This window comes from Streptomyces bullii (assembly GCF_042657145.1).
GTDB lineage: Bacteria > Actinomycetota > Actinomycetes > Streptomycetales > Streptomycetaceae > Streptomyces > Streptomyces bullii.
The window spans coordinates 263,851-281,668 of sequence record NZ_JBHSNY010000012.1 but is presented as its reverse complement, the minus strand read 5'-3'; the positions used below and the strand labels follow the sequence as shown (position 1 = coordinate 281,668).

Sequence of the window (17,818 nt, the reverse complement as noted above, 5' to 3'; positions counted from 1 at the left end):
GTCGGAGACGTGTGCCCTGGTTGAGGGGCCTCGCTGCCGGGGGCTTCGGCGGCAGGGGCCTTGGTGCAGGGCCCGGTGCCCGGCGCCGTCTCCGTCAGGGTGTCTTCTCCAGCCAGCCCTGCAGCAGCGACGTGAACTGCTTGCGCGTCGTCGCCCAGTCCTCCGCGGGCGACGACATGTAGAGCGCGTACTCGGTGCCGTCACGCGCGATGTACGTCTCCTCGACGGCACGGCGCGGGCCGGGAAAGCCCGTGGCCTTCTGCGCGGTCCACGTGTACTCCCAGCGGGCGCCTCCGCGGTCGCGGTAGATGTTCCGCTCCAGAGTCACCCGCCTGTAGTCGACCAGCCGGCTCAGCTGCTGTTCGAGGTCCAGCTGGTGGGCGTACGGATCGGCGAAGTCGGGAGAGGTGTCCACGGCGATCCGGACGAAGTGCCTGCCGCCGTCGGGGGTGTAGTCGATCTGCCGCAGATCGCCCTCGTCGTCGTAGACCTGTCGCTTCCAGCCCCGGGGCAGGTAGAGGCTGAAACCCAGGGGGTCGTCGTAGCGGACCCAGCCGGCGGGCACCGGTCCCTGCGCGCTCTGCTCGGACGTGGGGCTCGACGTGGCCGAGGCACGGCTGTCCAACTGCCGCCGCTCGTCCCACTTCTGCAGCAGCACGGCGGTGCCCCCGCCGACGAGCGCGGCGAGGACGACGACCAGGGCGAGCGTTCGCAGACGGCGGCGCCTCGGCGGGGCGGCGGCCGCGTGATGGGTCTGCTCCCTGACGCCCGAGCCGGTCGCCGTCGGGCCGGTCGTCATCGGGCCGTTGGCCGTCGGGCCGGTCCCCGCCGCGGTCGCACCGGTCGAACCGGCCGCCGAGGGGCCGGTCCCCGTCGAACCGGTGCCCGGCGTGCCGGTCGCCGACGTCCCGCCCGTCGGCGTCCCGGTCATCGGCGTACCGCTCGTCGGTGTGCCGGCCGCCGGGGTGCCGGACAGCAGAGTGCCGGACATCCGCCCGTACGGCCTCGGCGTCGTCGCGGACGTCCCCGCTCCGGACCCGCCCCGGCCGGAGTGAACGGGGTGGTGAGTGCCTTGGTGCTGGGTCGGCACGTACGCCTGTGCCGCGCTCGGCCGCCGTCCCTGCGCTGCCTCGGCCAGCATCTGCTCCAGCTCCGCCGCGCCCGGCCGACTGGCCGGATCCTTGCGCAGCAGCGCGAGGACGACGGGCTCCAGCGGACCGGCGTACCGCGGCTCGGCCACCTCCTCCTCGACCACCGCCTGCATGGTGGTCAGCGGCGTCGTGCGGCGGAACGGCGACCTGCCCTCCACCGCCGTGTACAGCGTCGCGCCGAGCGCCCACAGGTCGGACGCGGGACCGGGGTCGTGGCCACGGACGCGCTCGGGCGCCAGGTAGTCGACCGAGCCGACGACCTCTCCGGTGCGCGTGATGGTCGTGTCGCCCTCGATCTGCGCGATGCCGAAGTCGGTGAGCAGGACGCGGCCGTCGCGGCCGAGGAGGACGTTGCCGGGCTTGACGTCACGGTGCAGGACGCCGGCGGTGTGCGCGGCACGCAGCGCGCGCAGCACCCACAGGCCGATGCGGGCCGCCTCCTGGGGCTCGACCCGCTCGTGTTCCTTGACCTCGTCGGCGAGTGAGCGGCCCTCGACCAGCTCCATCACGATCCACGGCCGGCCGTCGTGGTCGAGCACGTCGTGCACGGTGACGACGGCGGAGTGGTTGATCCGTGCCGCCGCGCGCGCCTCCGCCCGGGTCCGCGCCAGCAGGACGGCCTGCTCGCTCTCGGACACGTAGAGCGCGGCGGTCAGCTCCTTGATGGCGACGGTTCGGTGCAGCACCTCGTCATGCGCACGCCACACACGGCCCATGCCGCCGCTGCCGATCGGATCGCCGAGCCGGTAGCGGCCCGCGACGAGCAGGCCCTGCATCTGATTCACGTTGCCCCGCAATGGTCTTGACAGGGTCAGAGTAAGGACCCACCCGCGCCCAGGGAACAAGCGGGGTGCCAAGGAGACCGCACTGTGACGGTTGTCGCTGTTCGGGGCTGGAGGGAACCAAGAGGTGAACGGCACGCTGTGAAACGGCCCGTCAGCCGACAGTGACTCACCGGCTCGCGGCGAGGCGCACGGCAGGCGATCAGCCGGTGAACCGGTACGTGGCCGCCGCCTGCTCGTACAGTCGCGTCACCTCGTCGCGTTCGGCCTCGGGACCGCGCACCTGCACCACGTGGTAGCGCCCGTCGATCAGGATCGCGAGGTTGCGCACGTACAGCTCGCTCCCGTCGCCGCCGCTCCAGGTGAACTGCCCCTCGGCCATGGTCCGCCCGCCGACCTGGATCGTCTTCAGCCCGGTGGAGGTGGCCCAACTGGAGTCGCGGTACGGCTGCAGCTCGCGCTCCTTCTCCCGCTGGTACGCCATGGGATCGCTGCCGTACTCCCGCGCGCTGTCCCGGCCCGGTACGACGATGAGTTCGAAAGCCCCCTCGGCGTAGACCACCTGACCACTGCCGTTCTTGGGCGTACGGTCCCAGCCCTCGGCGACGGCGACCTGGAAGCCCTCGGAGTCCTTGCGCAGGGTGAAGCCGTCGGCGACCTCGGGGCCGGTGGTCTGCGTCTCGGTGGAACCGGCCGACTCCTTGGGACTCTGCTTGCCGTCCTCCGGCTTCGGGGAGGTCTGGTCGGTGCGGGGCTCACCGCTGGCGTCCGGCTCGGGCGCCCGGCTCACCTCGCCGGCGGCGCCGGTCCGGTCCTGGGCGCCCGTCCCGCCGGTGTCGCTGTCGGCCTTCGGCATGAAGAGCATGGCGTACGCGACCGCCGCGGCCAGGGCGAGCAGCACCAGCAGGAGCAGGTTGCGGCCGAGGCGGCGCGGTGACGCCGTCTCCTGCCGGGCCCGCTTGTGCCGCCCGTGGTGCGCGGGCAGCCCGGCGCGCCGCCTGCGCACCAGCTCCCCCCGGCGGCGCACGACGGGCAGCCGGCTCGCGTCGACGGGCGGCGCCGCCACGACGTGCACGCCCGCCTCCGGCTCGGGTGCCGAGCGCACCAGCGACCGCAGCCAGCCGCGCAGCTCCTCGAAGTCGATCCGGTCGGTGGGGTCCTGACGCAGCAGCGACTCCACGACCGGCCGGAGCGGCCCGCACTCCTCGGCGTAGGCGGGCGGCTCCGCGCACACCATCTGCACCAGCTCGGCCGTGGACTCCTCCGGGTAGGGCGCATGCCCCTGTACGGCGCGGAAGAGCAGCGCGCCGAGCGCCCACAGGTCGGTCGCGGGCCCGATCGGCGCGGCCAGCTGCCAGTTCTCGTGCACCGGCCCGGCCTGCTCCGGCGCCCATCGCTCGGTCACCGGCCCCACGACCGACATCCGCGTCTGCCGCGCCCGCTCGGCGGCCAGGGCGGTGGTCGGGCCCCGGTGGGCGGGGGTGTGGGCGACGAGATCGTCCCAGCGTGCCGGGGAGGCGCCTTCGCCGACGGGGGCCGGGCCCGGACCTGATGCGGCACCAGGACCGGTGCCCTGGGCGGGGCCGGGGCCGGGCAGTCCGAGGGGTGCGGTGCCGTGGCCCGCGGGCGGAAGCGTCGTACGGCCCTGCCCCCCGGGCCCGTTGCCGCCGGAGCCGCCGGCGGACGCCGCACCGCCAGTGCCCGTGCCTGTACGGGGTGCGGCGCCGTGCCAGGCCGAGCCGCCCACGCCGTACGGGTCGGCGATCTGGCCGGGAGAGCCGGCGCCGGGCGCCGTGCCCTGTCCGGGGACGTACGGCTGCTGCGCCGCGCCGTTGCCGTGGGGCACGGGACCGCTGCCGGGGGCGGGCCGGGCGCCGGGCAGCTCCGCCCGCCCGTGCTGCGCCTCCTGCACACGGGCGGCGGCCCGGGCTCCCGCACGGTACGCGGCGATCGCTCCGGCACGCGCCGCCCGGATGTCCCCGCCGGGATCCACGGGCCGGTGTGCCAGGGCGGCCGAGGCCCCGTTGGCCGTGTCTCCTCCGGCACCGGGCAGCCCCCCTGCCGCGCGCGCCTCGATCGCGGCCCGCCGCGCCGCCTCGGGATCGGTCAACCCGCCCGATGCCCCGGACGGTCCGACCGGCCCGCCACCAGGACCCCCACCGAGGGGCGACCGGGGGCCGTGCTCCACGGGCTCGGGTCCGTGCCCCTGCTCCTCGGTGGCAGGAACCGGGTCGTACCCGCACAGCGCCTCCTCCGCCGCCCCGACCGCGAGGCCGGTCAGCATCACACGGCCGTCGTCGCAGACGAGCACCGTACGGGCGGTGATGTTGCGGTGCACCCAGCCGTGGGCGTGCAGCACCCGCAGGGCCATGAGGACGTCGGAGGCGACCTCGGCCGCCCGGTACGGCGTCAGCGGCTTCTCGGCGAGCAGCGCCGCCAGGGGCCGCGCGGACACCAATTCGGAGACGATCCACAGCGAACCGCCCTCGGCGAACACGTCGAAGACCTGGTCGAGCCGCGGATGGTCGGGGACGCGGGCGGCCGCCTGCGCGGCCTCGACGGCACGCCGGACGACCGGATCGGTGGGCCGCCGTGTGCCGGCACGCGCGCCCGTGCGCCCGCCACCGCGCCGCGCACCGCCGTCACGGGCCGTGAACCCGTCGGGCAGACCCTCCGCGTCGAGCACCTCGGCCTCGACGACTTCCGGCAATGGCACCTGCCTGACCAGGACTTCCTGCCCGCTGTAGGTGTCGAAGGCCCGGGTCTCGGTGAGTTCGTACTCGTCGGACGGCGGCAGCGGCAGGCGGTAGCGGTCGGCGAGGACCCGTCCCGCATAGTCGTCCACGTTGCCTCCCCCGGCAGCCCCGTCGGTCAATTCCGTTCGCCCTGCGCCCCGTTCCGGCTTCGTACGGTCCGCAAGCACTCACGATACGTGCCGGAGGCAACCCGCAGGCACGTGACGCCAGATCTGACTCCCCAAAGCCGGCGCGGCTCATGCTCAGGACTTCGGTTCGAACGTCTTCGTCAACGTCCGCCATGTCTGCTTGCGCAGCTCACTGCCCCAATCGGCCGCTTTCGCCGTGTACATCAGGCCGTACCCGAGTTGGTCGTCGACGACGAACCCCCGGTCGACGGACCGGTACTTGGTGCCGCTCTCCACGTAGGTGAACTCCCAGTCGGCCGTGTTCCAGCCGCGGTAGTCCACCGCCTCTATGCGGATCCTCTGGTACTGCGCGCGCCGCATGGCGCGCTCCTGGTTCTTCCAGTCCGCGACCGGGTCGTCCTTCGGCGTGGACGTCCAGCCGATGAGCAGCTTCTGCCCGTCGGGTCCGGTGAAACGATCCCCTGCGGCACCCGTCGACTGGAACTTCCACCCCTTGGGCAGCCCGATCGAATACCCCTGGCTCCCCTTGTGCGTCGACTCCGCCGCGGTGTCCTTCCCGGCGGACCCCTCCGAGCCGGTGCCGGTGTCGGCGGTGCCGCCGTCGGCGGTCGGCGTGCTGCCCGGTTCCGTCCCCGGCTCGGCGGACGTGGACGCCGAGCCGTCCGGCCGGGTGCCGCCCTTCTCGTCCTCCTTGGTGTCCGCGCCGGCCGGAGCACTGGCCACGGGCGTCTTGTCGCCGCTCCTGGCGCCGTTCGAGCCCTGGCCGTCATCTCCGAGTGCGAGGGCGAGCACGGTTCCGAGCACGGCGAGCACCACGGCCACCGCGATGACGATCAGTGTCCGCCGCGGCACCACGTCGGTGAGTGGCGCCCGGGGCACCGGCCGCGGCGGCAGGTCGGGCAGGTCCGGCGGCGGCATGACGGGCCATCCCGAACTCCGGCCCGCCGATGCGGTCCTTGCCCCGGCGGCCCCGCTCGAAGCTGACGACGTTGTCGACGGCGCGGGCGCTCCGGTCGTCGGCGTCTCGGCCGCACCGCCCGTCCCCGAAGCGGGCGTACCGCTCCCCGACGTGCCACGGGTCGTGGCCGCCGATCCGGCCGCCCCCGTCCCGACGGCGGCCTTCCGCACGGAACGCAGCGCCCCGCGCAGCCGCTCGGCAGCCTCCTCGCCCCGCTTGCCCCCGGCGCCCGCCGAACCGCCCCGGCCGCCCCGCTCGTCCGGCTGCACCGGCAACGGCACGACCTTCGTCGCGTCCAGCGGCTCCGGCTGGTCCGCCTTCGGATCGGGCCCGTGGATGACCGCGTTGAGCATCGCCCGCGCACCCGCGTCGTCGAGCCGCTGGGCGGGATCCTTGGTCAGCAGCCCGTAGATGACGTCCTTGAGCGGTCCCGCGTTCTTCGGCTCCTCGAGCGGCTCGGTCATCACGGCCGTGAGCGTCGCTATGGCGGACCCCTTGTCGTACGGCGGCAGGCCTTCCACCGCCGCGTACAGCAGCCCGCCGAGCGACCACAGGTCGGCCGCCGGCCCCGGCTTGTGGCCGCGCGCCCGCTCCGGGGAGATGTAGGAGGGAGCACCGACGAGCATGCCGGTCGAGGTGATGGACGGGTCGCCCTCGACCTGGGCGATGCCGAAGTCGGTGAGCACGACCCGGCCGTCCTCGGCGATCAGCACGTTCGACGGCTTCACGTCGCGGTGCAGGATGCCCTCGCGGTGCGCGGACCGCAGCACGTCGAGGATCGCCAGGCCGACCTCCGCCGCGCGCTTCGGCTCCAGCAGGCCGTCCTCCCGGATCACCTCGGCGAGCGACTTGCCCTCGACGAGCTCCATCACGATCCAGGGCCGGTCGTCCTCCTGGACCACGTCGAACACCGTCACGGCGCCGTTGTTGCGGATCCGCGCGATCGCCTTGGCCTCGCGCAGGGTGCGCGTGATCAGACGCCGCTTCTCCTCCTCGTCGATGTTCGACGGGAACCGCAGCTCCTTGACGGCGACCGTCCGGCCCAGGGTCTCGTCCTCGGCACGCCACACCGTGCCCATGCCGCCCCGGCCGAGTACGTCCCCCAGCCGATACCGCCCCGCGAGGAGACGGTCACGGTTGTCCTGCCGAGTGTCCTGACGAGATGCCCCCGCCCGCTCCGCCTCCGACATGCGTCCCCTCATACAACCCGCCCTGACAGAGCCTCCATTGTCTCTCACCCGACAAGTGCCCAACGCCCAGGGTGCCGGTGGCGCGGCCTCGCGGGCCCGCTGACCCGGGGACCGGCTGAAGCGCGCGTTCCGCCGCCCTGCATGATGGGCCCCCACACGGGAGGAGCCAGGATGCCGCCACTGAGGACACTCCTGGTCCTGGCCGTCGTCCTGGTCCTTTTCGTCCTGACCCCGACGGCTTCGCCGGCACCGTCCGCCCCGCCCACGGACACGCTCCTCCCGCTGCTGGTCACCCGGGGCGGTGCGCCCGCCGCGGCCCTGCTGGCCCAGGACGGGGCCAAGGCCCGCTACGCACAGGCCGGCCAGGGGATCAGCCGGTCGGACCACTTCCGCGCGGGCAGCATCACGAAGACGTTCATCGCGACGGTCGCCCTGCAACTGGCGGCCGAGCACCGGCTGTCGCTGTCCGACACCGTGGAGCGGCACCTGCCGGGCCTGGTGCGGGGAGAGGGCAACGACGGCCGCGCGCTGACCCTGCGTTCCCTGCTCACCCACACCAGTGGCCTGTACGACTTCACCGCGGACACCGACGGGGCCGTGCCCCTGACACCTCTTCAGGCCGTACGCATCGCGCTCACCCACCCCCCGGCCCACCGCGGCCGCTTCTCCTACTCGAACACCAACTACGTCCTGCTCGGCCTGATCGTCCGCCAGGTCACCGGCCACTCCTACGCGGCCGAGGCCGAGCGCCGCATCATCATTCCGCTGCGCCTGACCGGCACCTCCTTCCCCGGTTCCCGCATTTCTCTGCCCTCTCCGCACGGCCGCGCCTACGCCGCCGACGGCACCGACGTCACCGCTCTCGACCCGCGGGTGGCCGGAGCCGCGGGCGAGTTGGTGAGCACCCTCGCCGACCTGGACCGCTTCTACGCGGCCCTGCTGGGCGGCAAGTTGCTGCCCCCGCGCCAACTGCGCGAGATGCTCGACACCCGTGCCGCACACGGCGCGTACGGCATGGGTCTGTTCCCCGAGAAACTGCCGTGCGGCATCACGGTCTGGGGGCACAACGGCCATATCTCCGGCAGCTACGTGCGCACCGCAGCCACACGCGACGGCCGACGTGTCCTCACGTTCCGGGTGAACACGGACGCGATCGCAGATCCCGGCCTCGAACCCGCGGTGCTCACCGCCGAGTTCTGCCCTCGCACCTCGTAGAACGGACGGGTCCCGAACGGAGATCCCGGCTCGCTACACCCGTTCGAGTGAACCGAGGCGGTCCGTGAGCGAGCGGTCGTGCGGTCGAGCGGCCTGCGCACCCGGCCGAGCTCGGCCGAGTTGGTGGCCGTGCACCCGGGCGCCGAGGCCGTCGAGCGGCCAAGCGGTCGCGACATCCGAGAGGGCGCCGCCTACTGCGTGACCGCTAGCCACCGGCCCATGTGTGAGCCCGCGAACCCGTGAACCCGCCAGCCCGCGAACCCGCCGTCCCTCCAGCCTTGAAGCCCGCCGAACCCGTCAGCCCGCGGGCCCGCGAGCCAGAGCCAGAGATCCCGGACCCCGGAGGTCCGAGCGCCTCCGCGCCCACCCGCACCCGCAGGACCCGCGAGCCCCGGGTCCCGAGTCGCGAGCCCCGAGCCCTACAACGGCACGATGTCCGGCGCCCCCAGCCGAGCCGCGTCGGCCGTCAGGTCGTCCGGCTGCCGCTGCGATTCCCGCTCGGCCTCCACCCGCTTCTCGTAGTGCTCGACCTCCCGCTCGATCTGGTCCTTGTCCCAGCCGAGCACCGGCGCCATCAGCTCGGCGGCCTCGCGGGCGCAGCGCGTGCCCCGGTCGAAGGTCTCGATCGAGATGCGGGTGCGCCGGGTCAGCACGTCGTCCAGGTGCCGTGCCCCTTCGTGCGAGGCCGCGTACCTGATCTCGGCGCGCAGGTAGTCGTCGGCGCCCTGCAGCGGCTCGCCCAGCGAGGAGTCCGCGGCGATGAGGTCGAAGAGTTCCTCCGCCAGTGCTCCGTACCGGTTGAGCAGATGCTCCACCCGCACCACGTGGAGACCGGTCCGCGCCGCGATCCGCGCTCGCGCGTTCCACAGTGCCCGGTACCCCTCGGCGCCCAGCAGCGGGATGTCCTCGGTGACGCACTCAGCAACCCGCATGTCGAGCCCGTGGACGGCCTCGTCCACCGCGTCCTTGGCCATCACGCGGTACGTGGTGTACTTGCCGCCCGCCACGACGACGAGCCCGGGCACGGGGTGGGCCACGGTGTGCTCGCGCGACAGCTTGCTGGTGGCGTCGGACTCGCCGGCGAGCAGCGGCCGCAGGCCCGCGTACACGCCCTCCACGTCGTCCCTGGTCAGCGGCACCGCGAGGACCGAGTTCACATGGTCCAGCAGGTAGTCGATGTCCGCGCTGGACGCGGCCGGGTGCGCCTTGTCGAGGTCCCAGTCGGTGTCGGTGGTGCCGATGATCCAGTGCCGGCCCCAGGGGATGACGAACAGCACGGACTTCTCGGTGCGCAGGATGAGTCCGGTCGTGGAGTGGATGCGGTCCTTCGGCACGACCAGGTGGATGCCCTTGGACGCCCGCACGTGGAACTGGCCCCGCTCCCCCACCATGGCCTGCGTGTCGTCCGTCCACACGCCGGTCGCGTTGACGACCTGCTTGGCGTGGATCTCGTACTCGCCGCCCCCTTCGACGTCCTGCACCCGGGCGCCGACGACCCGTTCGCCCTCGCGGAGGAAGCCGGTCACGCGCGCGCGGTTGGCGGCCTTCGCGCCGTACGCCACCGCCGTGCGCACGAGCGTCGCCACGAAGCGGGCGTCGTCCATCTGGGCGTCGTAGTACTGCAGCGCTCCGACCAGCGCGTCCTTCTTCAGGCAGGGGGCGACGCGCAACGCGTGACGACGGGTCAGGTGCCGGTGGATCGGCAGGCCCCGGCCGTGTCCACGGGCCATCGACATGGCGTCGTACAGGGCGACGCCCGATCCGGCGTACAGCCGCTCCCAGCCCTTGTGCTGGAGCGGATAAAGGAAGGGCACCGGCTTCACGAGGTGGGGTGCGAGCCGCTCCAGCAGCAGGCCGCGTTCCTTCAGCGCCTCCCGTACGAGCGCGAAGTCGAGCATCTCCAGGTAGCGCAGGCCGCCGTGTATCAGCTTGCTCGACCGGCTGGAGGTGCCCGACGCCCAGTCCCGCGCCTCGACCAGGCCCGTGGTCAGGCCGCGGGTAGCCGCGTCCAGGGCGGTGCCCGCGCCGACCACGCCCGCGCCGACGACCAGCACATCGAGCTCGCGCTCGGCCATGGCCGCGAGTGCCTCGGCGCGCTGCGCCGGCCCCAGTGTCGCTGTCCTCACTGCTGCCTCCCGCTCATCGATCGCGTCGGCCGCACCCGTCGGGCGAAGCCCGATTCGTACCCCCCATGCCCAAATTCTGACCGGCTTGCCCGGCTTCGGCCACCACGCGCTCCCAGCCTGTGGACGACGCTCACGGAAACACGCGCGGAAACTCTCAAGACTCGGCCGACCAATCCCACATATCGGTCATATTTACTCCTAGTCTGACATTGCGTTCGCTCGTCCTGTCCACAGGGCTTGCGGACCTGTCCCACTTCGGCTACCGGGAAGGACGGCCCACGCATGCCCGCAGATCTCGCCGTCATCGGACTCGGCCCGTACGGCCTGCCCCTGGCCCAGGCCGCCGTCGCCGCCGGCATCACCACGCTGGGATACCGGACGGGCCCCGAGCCGGGTCCCCTCAGCCCCGCCGAACTGCGCCGGATGCTCTCGGGGGGCTTCCGGCAGGCCACCAACCCGGCCGAGCTCGGCCGGGTGCGCACCGCCGTGATCTGCGCGCCGACGCCGCGGGGCGCCGACGGCGGGCTCGACCTGAGCCAGGTGGAGACCGCCGCCCGCACCCTGGCCGCACGGCTGCGCCCGCACACCACGGTGATCCTGGAGTCGCCCGTGTACCCGGGCACCACGGAGGAATTCCTGCGTCCGCTTCTCGAAGACGGCTCGGGCCTGCACGCCGGCCGCGACTTCCACCTGGCCTACTCCCCCAGCCGTGTCGCCCCTGGCAACCGCGACGTCACCCCGGCCACCACCCCGAAGGTCATCGGCGGCCTGACCCCCGCCTGCACCGAGTCGGCCGCCGCCTTCTACGGACGGCTCACCGACAAGGTGGTACGCGCGCGTGGCCCGCGCGAGGCCGAGACGGTCCAGCTCCTGGAGACCAACTACCGGCATGTGAACATCGCCCTGGTCAACGAGATGGCCGTGCTCTGTCACGATCTGGGCGTCGACCTGTGGGACGTCATCCGCTGCGCGGAGACCAAGCCGTTCGGCTTCCAGGCCTTCCGCCCCGGCCCCGGCGTCGGCGGCCACGCCGTCCCCCTGGACCTGACCGCCCACACCGGCCGCACCCTGCGCATGGTGGAACTGGCCCAGCAGGTCAACAGCCGGATGCCCGGGTACGTCGTCCAGCGCGCCGCCGCGCTCCTCAACGAGCACGGCAAGTCGGCTCGCGGCGCCCGCGTGCTGCTGCTCGGCGTCACCTACAAGCCCGACCTCGCCGACCAGCAGGGCGCGCCCGCACAGGAGATCGCCCTGCGGCTGATGGAGCTGGGTGCGTCGGTCAGCTACCACGACCCGCACGTGCCCGCGTGGAGCGTGCTCGGCCACCCCGTCCCCCGGGCGGACTCCCTCTACGAGGCCGCCGCCGACGCCGACCTGACGATCCTGCTCCAGCAGCACCGCACGTACGACCTCCAGGGCCTGTCGGTGAAGGCGCAGCTGCTCCTGGACACGCGCGGGGCGGCGCCGACGGGGGCCGCACACCGGCTCTGAGCGCGAAAATCACCGGCGAATCCGAGCGGACCACCTGTTACTCTTCGGCGACTCGCCGCACAGTCGTGCGCACACACCACACCGCCGCTCGATCGCCAGTCCCGTGGGGGGATTTCTGTCATGACCAAGCCAATACCGCCGCAACCCACCGACGGCAACCCGTTCGCCCAGCAGCCGGGCGCCGTGCCGCCCCCGCCGCCCGCCCCGGCACGCGGCAACCTCGCCCTCGGCCTGGTCGCCGCCGTCGTCGCGGCCCTGGTCACCGCCGGCATCTACGGCGGCATCGTCGGCGCCACCGAGTACGAGATCGGCTACGCCGCGGTCGGCGTCGGCTTCCTCGTCGGCTTCGTCGCCGGCAAGGTGGGCGGCTCCAACCCGGTACTGCCCGTCCTGAGCGCCGTCCTGTCCCTGGGCGCCGTCTACGTCGGCCAGCTCATCGGCATCGCGATGATCGCCGCCGACGAGCTCGGGGTCTCCGCGACGACACTGCTCAGCGAGCACTTCGACGTGCTGACCGAGAGCTGGAAGGAGACCGCCGACGCGATGACCTACCTGTTCTTCGCGATCGGCGCCTTCGCCGCGTTCTCCGGCGCCAAGAAGGCCGCGTCGTAAGGACGTCCCCACGCGCGCAGGGCCCGTTCACCACACGGTGCACGGGCCCTGCGGCGTCGTACGGTCTCTCCCGGACTACCGCCGGTGCTGCGAGTCCGCCACGGTCACCTCGACCCGCTGGAACTCCTTGAGCTCGCTGTAGCCGGTGGTGGCCATGGCGCGGCGCAGGGCGCCGAAGAAGTTCATCGAACCGTCGGGGGTGTGGGACGGCCCGGTGAGGATCTCCTCGATGGTGCCGACCGTGCCGAGGTCGACCTTCTTGCCGCGCGGCAGCTCCTCGTTGACGGCCTCCATGCCCCAGTGGTGGCCCTTGCCCGGGCCGTCGGTCGCCCGCGCGAGCGGGGAGCCCATCATCACGGCGTCGGCGCCGCACGCGATCGCCTTGGGCAGGTCGCCGGACCAGCCGACGCCGCCGTCCGCGATCACGTGCACGTACCGGCCGCCGGACTCGTCCATGTAGTCGCGGCGGGCGGCGGCCACGTCGGCGACCGCCGTCGCCATGGGCACCTGGATGCCGAGCACGTTGCGCGTGGTGTGCGCGGCGCCGCCGCCGAAGCCGACCAGCACACCGGCCGCGCCGGTGCGCATCAGGTGCAGGGCGGCGGTGTACGTGGCGCAGCCACCGACGATCACCGGGACGTCGAGCTCGTAGATGAACTGCTTCAGGTTCAGCGGCTCGTGCGAGTGGGAGACGTGCTCGGCGGACACCGTCGTACCGCGGATGACGAAGATGTCCACGCCCGCGTCGACGACGGCCTTGGAGAACTGGGCCGTGCGCTGCGGGGAGAGCGCGGCGGCGGTGACCACGCCCGAGTCGCGCACCTCCTTGATGCGCGCGCCGATCAGCTCCTCCTTGATGGGGGCGGCGTAGATCTCCTGAAGGCGGCGGGTCGCCGTCTCGGCGGGCAGGCCGACGATCTCGTCGAGCAGCGGCTGCGGGTCCTCGTGCCGCGTCCACAGGCCTTCGAGGTTCAGCACGCCCAGGCCGCCGAGCTCGCCGATGCGGATCGCCGTGGCCGGCGAGACGACCGAGTCCATGGGGGCGGCCAGGAACGGCAGCTCGAAGCGGTAGGCGTCGATCTGCCAGGCGATCGAGACCTCCTTCGGGTCCCGGGTACGGCGGCTGGGGACGACGGCGATGTCGTCGAAGGCGTACGCCCGGCGGCCGCGCTTGCCGCGCCCGATCTCGATCTCAGTCACGATGTGTGGCCTTTCCCTGATGCGTTTCAGCGCCTTCCAGTATCCCCGACGGGGGTGACAGCGGTCGCCCCGGACGTACGACGGGGGCGGCCCCGGAGTTCCGGGGCCGCCCTGAAGCGTCAGATGTGCGCGCCACGCGCGCGTGCGTCACCGCTTGGCGCTGTAGTTCGGCGCCTCGACCGTCATCTGGATGTCGTGCGGGTGGCTCTCCTTCAGGCCCGCGGAGGTGATCCGCACGAACCGGCCGTTCGCCTGGAGCTCCGGCACGGTCCTGCCGCCGACGTAGAACATCGACTGGCGCAGGCCGCCGACCAGCTGGTGGACGACCGAGGAGAGCGGGCCGCGGTAGGGCACCTGGCCCTCGATGCCCTCGGGCACCAGCTGCTCGTCGGAGGCGACGCCCTCCTGGAAGTAGCGGTCCTTGGAGAACGAGCGGCGGTCGCCGCGGGACTGCATGGCCCCCAGCGAGCCCATGCCGCGGTACGACTTGAACTGCTTGCCGTTGATGAACAGCAGCTCGCCGGGCGACTCCTCGCAGCCCGCCAGCAGCGAGCCCAGCATCACCGTGTCGGCGCCCGCCACCAGGGCCTTGGCGATGTCGCCGGAGTACTGCAGACCGCCGTCGCCGATGACCGGGACACCGGCCTCCTTGGCGGCCAGCGCGGCCTCGTAGATGGCCGTGACCTGCGGGACGCCGACTCCGGCGACCACACGGGTCGTACAGATCGAGCCGGGGCCGACGCCGACCTTGATGCCGTCGGCGCCCGCGTCGACGAGGGCCTTCGCTCCGTCGCGCGTGGCGATGTTGCCGCCGATGACGTCCACGCCGGACGAGTTCGACTTGATCTTGGCGACCATGTCGCCGACCAGCCGGGAGTGGCCGTGCGCGGTGTCGACGACGATGAAGTCGACGCCCGCCTCGATCAGGGCCTGGGCGCGCTCGAAGGCGTCACCCGCGACGCCGACCGCGGCACCGACCAGCAGTCGGCCCTCGGCGTCCTTGGCGGCGTTCGGGTACTTCTCCGCCTTCACGAAGTCCTTGACCGTGATCAGGCCCTTGAGGACGCCGCTGTCGTCGACCAGCGGAAGCTTCTCGATCTTGTGGCGGCGCAGCAGCTCCATCGCGTCCGGGCCGGAGATGCCGACCTTGCCGGTGACCAGCGGCATCGGCGTCATGACCTCGCGCACCTGACGCGTGCGGTCGGTCTCGAAGGCCATGTCGCGGTTGGTGACGATGCCGAGTAGCTTGCCGGCGCCGTCGGTGACCGGGACACCGCTGATGCGGAACTTGCCGCACAGTGCGTCGGCCTCGGCGAGCGTGGCGTCCGGGTGGATGGTGATGGGGTCGGTGACCATGCCGGACTCGGACCGCTTCACCAGGTCGACCTGGTTGGCCTGGTCCTCGATGGACAGGTTGCGGTGCAGGACGCCGACGCCGCCCTGGCGGGCCATCGCGATCGCCATGCGCGACTCGGTGACCTTGTCCATGGCGGCGGACAGCAGCGGGATGTTGACCCGCACGTTCTTGGAGACGTACGAGGCGGTGTCGATCTCGTCGGGTGCCATGTCCGACGGGCCCGGCAGCAGCAGCACGTCGTCGTAGGTCAGCCCGAGTGTCGCGAATTTCTCGGGCACTCCGTCGACGTTGGCAGTCATGACACCTTCCCCAAATGGCCTTGATCGGTGCGGATGTCCATGCTAACGGGAAGCGCGGCTGTCTCATTCCACGGTTCCGGATGGCTCCGGGCTTCGTATGTTCGTACGGGGGCGAGGCACCGCCTGTTCAATCAAGGGCTCGGGTAGGGCTATTGCTCTGCCAGCGCCCGCAACCGGCTCAGCGCCCTGTGCTGCGCCACCCGGACGGCCCCGGGTGACATTCCCAACATGCGGCCCGTCTCCTCGGCCGTGAGGCCCACCGCGATACGCAGCAGCAGCAGTTCCCGCTGGCTCTCGGGGAGGTTCGCCAGCAGTTTCTTGGCCCATTCGGCGTCGCTGCTCAGCAGGGCGCGCTCCTCGGGGCCGAGGGAGTCGTCGGGGCGCTCGGGCATCTCGTCGGAGGGCACGGCCGTCGAACCGGGATGCCGCATCGCCGCACGCTGCAGGTCGGCGACCTTGTGGGCGGCGATGGCGAAGACGAACGCCTCGAAGGGGCGCCCGGTGTCCCTGTAGCGCGGCAGAGCGAGGAGCACCGCCACGCAGACCTCCTGGGCGAGGTCCTCGACGAAGTGCCGGGCGTCGCCCGGGAGCCGGGACAGGCGGGTACGGCAGTAGCGCAGCGCGAGGGGGTGGACATGGGCGAGCAGGTCGTGCGTGGCCTGCTCGTCCCCGTCGACGGCGCGGTGGACGAGCTCACCGATCGCCCCTGGGGCAGTGGCCGCCTCGTCGTCGCGCATCGGTCCATGGTGCCTTGCGGCCGCGCGGTCCGTGGCACCGCGTCCGTTGTTGTGCACCGAAGCGTTATGAGCAGGTGCGCCGGAACTCATCCCCTGCGCCCTCCCCTTCCGCTCGACCGACTCGTCCCCGAGAGACTCCACATCTCAAGGATGCGGCATCCGCGGCGAAACGAGCAGCGGGCACCGGAGGAGCGCCTTCGACGAACCCGCCCCTGAGGTGGTGGACCGGGATGTCCGTGCCCCCACCACGACGTACGCGGCCGCCCCTAGGGCCTGTCTTTCGGATCACCCCGGTGCCGTGAGACCTGGTGGGCACCCGTCCGAGCTGTCGCACGCGCTCGGGCGGGCGGCAGCCGGCGTTGTCGTCGGCCGCCGACGCGACCACGCGCGTGTGCGGCTCACGCGGCGGCATCCCCGCACCCCCGCGCTCCGGCGTCGGCGTCGGCCGGATGCCGCACGGCTCGGTCGGCCCGATCCGAAGGACAGGCCCTAGCGCACCAAACCCCATCGGAACCCGAGCGCCACGGCGTGGGCCCGGTCCGACGCGCCGAGCTTCTTGAAGAGCCGGCGGGCGTGCGTCTTGACGGTGTCCTCCGACAGGAACAGCTCGCGGCCGATCTCGGCGTTGGAGCGGCCGTGGCTCATGCCTTCGAGCACCTGGATCTCACGCGCGGTGAGCGTGGGCGCGGCGCCCATCTCCGCGGAGCGCAGCCGACGCGGGGCGAGCCGCCAGGTCGGGTCGGCGAGGGCCTGGGTCACCGTGGCGCGCAGTTCCGCGCGGGAGGCGTCCTTGTGCAGATAGCCGCGGGCGCCGGCGGCCACCGCGAGGGCCACACCGTCCAGGTCCTCGGCGACCGTGAGCATGATGATGCGCGCTCCGGGGTCGGCGGACAGCAGCCGCCGGACGGTCTCCACGCCGCCCAGACCGGGCATGCGTACGTCCATCAAGATCAGGTCCGAGCGGTCGGCGCCCCAGCGGCGGAGGACTTCCTCGCCGTTGGCAGCCGTCGTCACGCGCTCGACGCCGGGCACGGTCGCGACCGCGCGGCGGAGCGCCTCTCGGGCAAGCGGGGAGTCGTCGCAGACGAGGACGGAAGTCATGACCGCCCTCCGCAGCTGATGCGCGTCACCTTGAGCCTCCAGGCTGGTACGAATCGTCACCTGTGCGGTCGACCGTCTCGGACGCCCGCCCGAGCGCTTGTTCCTTCAACCGCCTCGTCACTCTCAACGACGGTCACTCGAAAGAGTTACGGGGCGGTCTGCCATCTTCGGCACTCTACGTGAGGGCGCGGACACGGTGCAGATATGCGCGGCAGACCCTCAAATGTTCATCACAACCTATGCCCCATTTAGACCCTTTTCTTCCCCTTCGCTGGTGTCTGCGACTAGATTCGCAATGAGTCATATTTTCATCTCCTTAGATCGTAGTTGTACGGTCGTGGACACGGATCCGCCCAGAACGGCTACAAGGGGTCACGCAATGGCAGATTTCTCCCGCCTTCCCGGACCGAACGCGGACCTGTGGGACTGGCAGCTGCTGGCTGCCTGTCGCGGGGTGGACAGCTCGCTGTTCTTCCACCCGGAGGGCGAGCGTGGTGCTGCTCGGAGTGCCCGCGAGAACTCGGCCAAAGAGGTCTGCATGAGGTGCCCGGTGCGCGCCGAGTGCGCCGCTCACGCGCTGGCGGTGCGGGAGCCGTACGGCGTCTGGGGCGGGCTGACCGAGGACGAGCGCGAAGAGCTGATGGGGCGGGCGCGCAACCGGCTGGTGTCGGCATCGGCATCCAGCGGGCACGCCGCTTCTGGCAACTGAACATTG

General features: G+C 72.3%; 12 protein-coding genes. 4 read left to right on the top strand and 8 right to left on the bottom strand.

Going from position 1 to position 17,818, the window contains the following annotated elements; genetic code table 11:
• Positions 1–94 precede the first annotated feature (94 nt).
• The 3 genes from ACFPZJ_RS32035 to ACFPZJ_RS32025 form a co-directional block, all read right to left on the bottom strand.
• Positions 95–1,927, bottom strand: coding sequence for a serine/threonine-protein kinase (locus ACFPZJ_RS32035; RefSeq protein ID WP_381028946.1), 1,833 nt, complete (start codon positions 1,925–1,927; stop codon positions 95–97).
• 208 nt (positions 1,928–2,135) lie between these two features.
• Positions 2,136–4,778, bottom strand: coding sequence for a protein kinase (locus ACFPZJ_RS32030; RefSeq protein ID WP_381028943.1), 2,643 nt, complete (start codon positions 4,776–4,778; stop codon positions 2,136–2,138).
• Positions 4,779–4,931: 153 nt separating this feature from the next.
• Positions 4,932–6,965 (bottom strand): serine/threonine-protein kinase, encoded by a 2,034-nt coding sequence (locus tag ACFPZJ_RS32025; RefSeq protein WP_381028940.1) that lies wholly within the window; start codon positions 6,963–6,965, stop codon positions 4,932–4,934.
• A gap of 171 nt (positions 6,966–7,136) precedes the next feature.
• Between ACFPZJ_RS32025 and ACFPZJ_RS32020 the strand changes: the two genes are divergently transcribed.
• Entirely contained in the window at positions 7,137–8,180 is a 1,044-nt protein-coding gene (locus ACFPZJ_RS32020; protein ID WP_381028936.1) for a serine hydrolase domain-containing protein, read from the top strand.
• Positions 8,181–8,599: 419 nt separating this feature from the next.
• Here the strand turns inward: ACFPZJ_RS32020 and ACFPZJ_RS32015 are convergent, their stop codons facing one another.
• Positions 8,600–10,306 (bottom strand): glycerol-3-phosphate dehydrogenase/oxidase, encoded by a 1,707-nt coding sequence (locus tag ACFPZJ_RS32015; RefSeq protein WP_381028933.1) that lies wholly within the window; start codon positions 10,304–10,306, stop codon positions 8,600–8,602.
• A gap of 282 nt (positions 10,307–10,588) precedes the next feature.
• On the opposite strand from ACFPZJ_RS32015, the gene ACFPZJ_RS32010 reads away from it, so the two are divergent.
• A complete protein-coding gene (locus tag ACFPZJ_RS32010) occupies positions 10,589–11,797 on the top strand; it encodes a nucleotide sugar dehydrogenase (protein WP_381028931.1) in 1,209 nt (402 codons plus the stop codon).
• 120 nt (positions 11,798–11,917) lie between these two features.
• Positions 11,918–12,409, top strand: a complete 492-nt coding sequence (locus ACFPZJ_RS32005) for a hypothetical protein (protein WP_381028929.1) — start codon at positions 11,918–11,920, stop codon at positions 12,407–12,409.
• A 75-nt stretch (positions 12,410–12,484) separates the two neighbouring features.
• On the opposite strand, the gene ACFPZJ_RS32000 is transcribed toward ACFPZJ_RS32005, so the two are convergent.
• From ACFPZJ_RS32000 to ACFPZJ_RS31985, 4 genes are all read right to left on the bottom strand, one after another.
• On the bottom strand, positions 12,485–13,609 hold the full coding sequence (locus tag ACFPZJ_RS32000; protein WP_381028926.1) for a GuaB3 family IMP dehydrogenase-related protein: 1,125 nt from the start codon (positions 13,607–13,609) through the stop codon (positions 12,485–12,487).
• A 147-nt stretch (positions 13,610–13,756) separates the two neighbouring features.
• Positions 13,757–15,265: an IMP dehydrogenase gene (guaB, locus tag ACFPZJ_RS31995; RefSeq protein ID WP_381028924.1), complete on the bottom strand. Its 1,509-nt coding sequence runs from the start codon at positions 15,263–15,265 to the stop codon at positions 13,757–13,759.
• A gap of 149 nt (positions 15,266–15,414) precedes the next feature.
• Positions 15,415–16,002: a sigma-70 family RNA polymerase sigma factor gene (locus ACFPZJ_RS31990; protein WP_381028921.1), complete on the bottom strand. Its 588-nt coding sequence runs from the start codon at positions 16,000–16,002 to the stop codon at positions 15,415–15,417.
• 489 nt (positions 16,003–16,491) lie between these two features.
• On the bottom strand, positions 16,492–17,103 hold the full coding sequence (locus tag ACFPZJ_RS31985; RefSeq protein WP_003948568.1) for a response regulator transcription factor: 612 nt from the start codon (positions 17,101–17,103) through the stop codon (positions 16,492–16,494).
• 379 nt (positions 17,104–17,482) lie between these two features.
• Here ACFPZJ_RS31985 and ACFPZJ_RS31980 point away from each other — a divergent pair, with 379 nt between their 5' ends.
• On the top strand, positions 17,483–17,812 hold the full coding sequence (locus ACFPZJ_RS31980; protein WP_381028918.1) for a WhiB family transcriptional regulator: 330 nt from the start codon (positions 17,483–17,485) through the stop codon (positions 17,810–17,812).
• Positions 17,813–17,818 lie beyond the last annotated feature (6 nt).